We start from the raw sequence: 4497 nt of genomic DNA on the forward strand, positions 1-4497 counted from the left end.
CATCGATTGCACACAAACGGAACACGATTCCACGGAAATCCTTACACTACCGAACACCGTTGGAAGTATTTTTGAGTTACTTAGATGAAGCAGTTTTGTCTAGCTTAATTTGACAAATCAAATAGGTTAAAAAGTTTATATAAGTCTTAATGGTTATAAGGAATTTCTTTATTTTTTATCAAATTTTGGCGGCTTTTGAGGCGCTCTCTTACGCACTTCTGCCTCTTCTTGACTAATTTCAAATATCTTACCTAATTGAATGTAGCCAAGTTGATCAAAGAACTCTTCATCAGTGACATTTAAATCATTCAATTCTGCACCGAAAGCAATGAGCACTCCTATCGAGAGACCAAAAATTAGGCCTAACATTGTAATAAAGAACTCATCTGGGGAAACTTTCTCCGGATTAAACGAAGCATCTGATATCGCATAGATTAGAGAATTATCTTCCCCATAGATACTGGTTACCCGATTTGAGAAAGCTTCCGTCACTGCGTTCAACACTTCTTGAGCTGCTTCAGGAGTCTCCATCCTTGTGACTATCGAGAAGGCCTGAGAATTTTGAGAATGTTCAATACTGATAGCATCACGAATCTGATCAATTGAATACCGTTGGTCTAACCTTGCCTCAGCTTCACCGAGTACAGCCGTTCCAGTAATAATGTCAGTATAAGTATTAATCATGGAAACATTCCTTTCTAACGGATTAGCATTCTCATTCAAGTCATCCATTCGCTCTTCTTGCCCCACCAATAACTGAGCCTTTGAGATATATGTTGGAGTCGCAACAAAGGAAATAATGACCGTTGATAAACCAAGACATACAAGTGTCGATAATAAAATTTTTGTTGAATGTTTTTTTAATATATTAAATATATCTAATATTTTAATATCTTCTTGCATCTGTATACCTGCTACTTTCCTTGATTATTATTTTGCTTAAAAATTGATAAATTTAACGTGTCTTAGTTAAGTAGATTAATCTGTATAGCCATAGTAGCCGTAATTACCGTGTGATTCTTCCATAATTTGTCTATTCATAACATACCCAATCACATTGGCATTAACGTTCTCTAAGGCTTTCCTCGCTTCTCTAATTTCTTCTTTCCTAGTATAACCATGGCGAGCGATAAATAATACTCCATCTACCCTGGTTGCAAGAATCTGAGGATCGGCAACAGCCGTCACAGGCGGTGCATCATAGATAATAATATCGAAGTTATTACTCAACTCATCCATAAGAGCCTTCATCTTCCCTGACCCTAATAATTCAGATGGGTTCGGTGGGATTGGTCCCGATGGTAAGAAGAATAAATTAAATTCTCTACTGTATTGAACAATTTCATTAAATTTCAGCGATGGATTTACTAACAAAGTTGTTAATCCTTGCTTGTTGTTTAATTGAAATGTTCTGTGAACTGTTGGTTTCCGCAAGTCAGCATCTACCAAAAGTACACGTTTCTCAGTCTGAGCCATCACATAAGCTAAGTTAGAAGAAACTGTTGATTTACCTTCTGCGGGTATACTTGATGATACAAGTAATGATTTTATTTGTTTGTCCACTTGAGCAAATTCGATATTCGTTCTTAGCGATCTAAACTGCTCAGCATTTAAAGATTTAGGATTTGTAAACGTAATTAAGGAATTACCTAATTGTTGTTGTTTTGATTCCTTTTCAATTCTTCTTTTTTTGCGATTAAACATATTTTATACCCTTTCTCTCAACCATTTTTTCTTCTTATTTGAGACTAGACGAGAATTTTTCAATTCTTTGTTGGATAATTCATAGATTTGTCCAAGATTTGTAAATCCTAGTTGTGCTAAGAATTCATCATCTCTTAAAGTCGTATCCATTAGTTCAACAATGAAGATTCTAGTTAAACTAAATAGCAGACCAACCGCTGCACCAATAGCAATAAATAATAATGGGTTAGGTGATACGCTGCGTCCGTTCCAAGTTGCTGGTGATATCACATTGATACTTGTTTCTGCATCATTGTAGATTTCACTTAATGTTGAATCAAGTACAGTAATGACTTCGTTCACAATAATTTGTGCTTGAGTGGGTGATTCATTCACTGCTGAAAGATAGAACACTTGAGATTCAGGTGATTGCATTACGCTAATCGACTCTTCCAGTTCATCAATCGTATATGTTCCATCTAAATTCTGAGATACTTGATCTAATACGGCGTGTCCCTTAATAATATCGCTATAAGTACTAATCAACTGAATATTTGATTGAATCTCATTGTATTGAATTGGTGCATCGGTTGTCTGTCGTTGATTCACCAACAATTGTGCATCGGAGCTATAGAGTGGTGTTACAAAAAAATACATACCCGCCAATGATGTCCCTGCTCCAAGTATGACCGTCAATATAATACTGAATAAATATTTCTTTAATAATTGATAAAGCCTACTAAACGTTAATTCTTCCTGCATTCTATCCCTCCACCAAGTCCTAAAGCGTCAATATACGCTTATATTTTATTCTGTTAATTCAGATGCATTCAACTTGCTTAAGATTTTTATTTAACACCTTTTTACAGATTTCTTAATAATTCCTTATAATATTAATATCATACAATAAAATAAAATAAAAACCACCGACTAATTGAACTTTTTGCAATTTAAATACAAATAATTCAACTCGTTTCACTCATCGAGTTGTTTATTTAATCGGTCAAAGTGTTTAATCGCTTGTTGTGCATAGTTACTCACATCCAGAGGAGCACCATGCGTGAGCTCGTTAACTACCGTGTCTACATTGACTTTATCCACCTTGTCCATTTCAGCGAACGACTGGTCAAACCCTACATCCTTTAAGACATTTGTCATTTTCGGACTATAGCTCATCGGATAAACTCGACAATTAAAAACCCAGGCTAATACTAACGCATGGAAACGCGTCGCTACAACACCAGTCGCCTTATTAAATAACTCCAAAGCTTCTATCAAATCATTTTTATAATAATATAGATTGGCTCTACCCTCTAGTTTGTCATTGATCCGCTCGGCAACATCTTCATCACCTTCAGCTCGACAAAAACTCATCAACGTCACCTTGACCCCTTTATTTAGAAGACTTTGAGCTACCTCAGTGATCTTATCTTCATAAGCTTGTTGGAACTCTTCAATCTTTGGTCGACCTGCCAGACTGATCACTGATATGAGTACATGTTCCTCTTTACTACTCTGAGTAAAGTCACTTTTATCTAGTCCAAACACAATATCTGGAGCCGATCTCACATTATCCAAGTCTTCAAACATCTGGTATGAATACTGATCTCTAAAGCAAATATCATCCAAATGATAAAATAACTTCCTGACTTTCTCTTTGAATGCCTCATTATCATAGGGACCAAAATTTGTTCCTAATAAGTAATAATGATTACTCGCTTGAACATCTTTCAAATACTGCTCAATTTCTGAATGAGGAAACATATACTCAATGAATAAAGACCCTCCAATATGGACCGTTGCATCACACTTTTGCATAACTTTGCGATAAAAATTCCGCTTAACACGCAACGAATGCCCCATGCGATATAAAAGGCCATCCACAAATGGAATGACCGGTAACAACTTTAGGTTCTCAATGTGACGAAAAGCCCTTCTATACTTTAGTGAACAGGGCATCAGGAACTCACAATGAGGGTATCTTTGACACAGTATAAATACAAATAAATCATCGCCTAAATTATTCTCAGTATAGGCTTTAATAAATATCTTTTTCTCGCGTCTTACTTTCTTTCTTCGGTTCATTTTCACGCCTCTCTTGTGGGCTGTCTCACCCTTTAAATCATCAAACTAAATAACTCAAACATACTGATTATAGTTTACCATACCCACCCTCTTTTATTAATAACATCTTCATTGTCTTTGTAAGAAACAGCTCTGTCCACACTTGCTTAATATCTAAACCAAGACGCACAAAAACAAATCCACATGAATGTTTCTTCACCCGTTGTTGGTAAATCTGAACCACCAGAATCTGAAGATGTTCCTGGTTTTTCAGGGTCTTCTGGAGTTTCTGGTTCATCTGGATCAACAGTTTTAACAAAGAAGAAGAAAGCTGAGAAGTATTGGGAATATGAGTTTGAGTTTCAGATGAGATGGGCATTTTCTTGTTGGAGCTGTGGTGGATAGGATAGGTGAGGTGATGCTCTTTTTTTGTGGGGATTTGTAGAGAAAAAGGCGTTTGCGGAGCGTCGTGAGGTGGCACGATGGACCGTAAACCAATTTGCGGAGTGTCGTGAGGTGGCACGATGGACCGTATTTGCGAATGCGTAGTGTCGTGGGCTAGCACGATGGACCGTAAACCAATTTGCGGAGTGTCGTGCGCTAACACGATGAACCGCAAGTCAATTTGCGGTTCGTCGAGCCGGTGCTCGACGCCCTTTTCTATTGATCAAATCGAAAAAAGTCACCCTGTCGGATGACTTTTCTTTATCTTGATAGCTTTAGGAAGCTTTTTGGTGCTTGGGATGTGAA

The 4497-nt window shown here is 37.0% G+C and carries 5 protein-coding genes and 1 pseudogene; 2 read left to right on the plus strand and 4 right to left on the minus strand.

Annotated elements, in window-relative coordinates; genetic code table 11:
- Nucleotides 1-113: pseudogene (locus tag ACEN33_RS11825) on the plus strand (IS30 family transposase); the annotation flags it as partial.
- Between the two features lie 55 nt (nt 114-168).
- Here the strand turns inward: ACEN33_RS11825 and ACEN33_RS11830 are convergent.
- The 4 genes from ACEN33_RS11830 to ACEN33_RS11845 form a co-directional block, all read right to left on the minus strand.
- Nucleotides 169-903, minus strand: coding sequence for a YveK family protein (locus ACEN33_RS11830; protein ID WP_407095172.1), 735 nt, complete (start codon nt 901-903; stop codon nt 169-171).
- Nucleotides 904-978: 75 nt separating this feature from the next.
- Nucleotides 979-1704 (minus strand): CpsD/CapB family tyrosine-protein kinase, encoded by a 726-nt coding sequence (locus ACEN33_RS11835; protein ID WP_407095173.1) that lies wholly within the window; start codon nt 1702-1704, stop codon nt 979-981.
- A 3-nt stretch (nt 1705-1707) separates the two neighbouring features.
- Nucleotides 1708-2445, minus strand: coding sequence for a YveK family protein (locus ACEN33_RS11840; RefSeq protein ID WP_407095174.1), 738 nt, complete (start codon nt 2443-2445; stop codon nt 1708-1710).
- Nucleotides 2446-2658: 213 nt separating this feature from the next.
- Nucleotides 2659-3768, minus strand: a complete 1110-nt coding sequence (locus ACEN33_RS11845) for a polysaccharide pyruvyl transferase family protein (protein WP_407095175.1) — start codon at nt 3766-3768, stop codon at nt 2659-2661.
- Between the two features lie 183 nt (nt 3769-3951).
- Between ACEN33_RS11845 and ACEN33_RS11850 the strand changes: the two genes are divergently transcribed.
- Nucleotides 3952-4152, plus strand: a complete 201-nt coding sequence (locus ACEN33_RS11850; RefSeq protein ID WP_407095176.1) for a hypothetical protein — start codon at nt 3952-3954, stop codon at nt 4150-4152.
- Nucleotides 4153-4497: the final 345 nt, after the last annotated feature.

The sequence above is a fragment of the Ruoffia sp. FAM 24228 genome, assembly GCF_045528575.1.
GTDB lineage: Bacteria > Bacillota > Bacilli > Lactobacillales > Aerococcaceae > Ruoffia > Ruoffia halotolerans.

Bases quoted from the DNA above. Each gene is read 5' to 3' on its own strand.
- ACEN33_RS11830 (WP_407095172.1), bottom strand. From the start codon at position 903: ATGCAAGAAGATATTAAAATATTAGATATATTTAATATATTAAAAAAA.
- ACEN33_RS11835 (WP_407095173.1), bottom strand. From the start codon at position 1,704: ATGTTTAATCGCAAAAAAAGAAGAATTGAAAAGGAATCAAAACAACAA.
- ACEN33_RS11840 (WP_407095174.1), bottom strand. From the start codon at position 2,445: ATGCAGGAAGAATTAACGTTTAGTAGGCTTTATCAATTATTAAAGAAA.
- ACEN33_RS11845 (WP_407095175.1), bottom strand. From the start codon at position 3,768: ATGAACCGAAGAAAGAAAGTAAGACGCGAGAAAAAGATATTTATTAAA.
- ACEN33_RS11850 (WP_407095176.1), top strand. From the start codon at position 3,952: ATGAATGTTTCTTCACCCGTTGTTGGTAAATCTGAACCACCAGAATCT.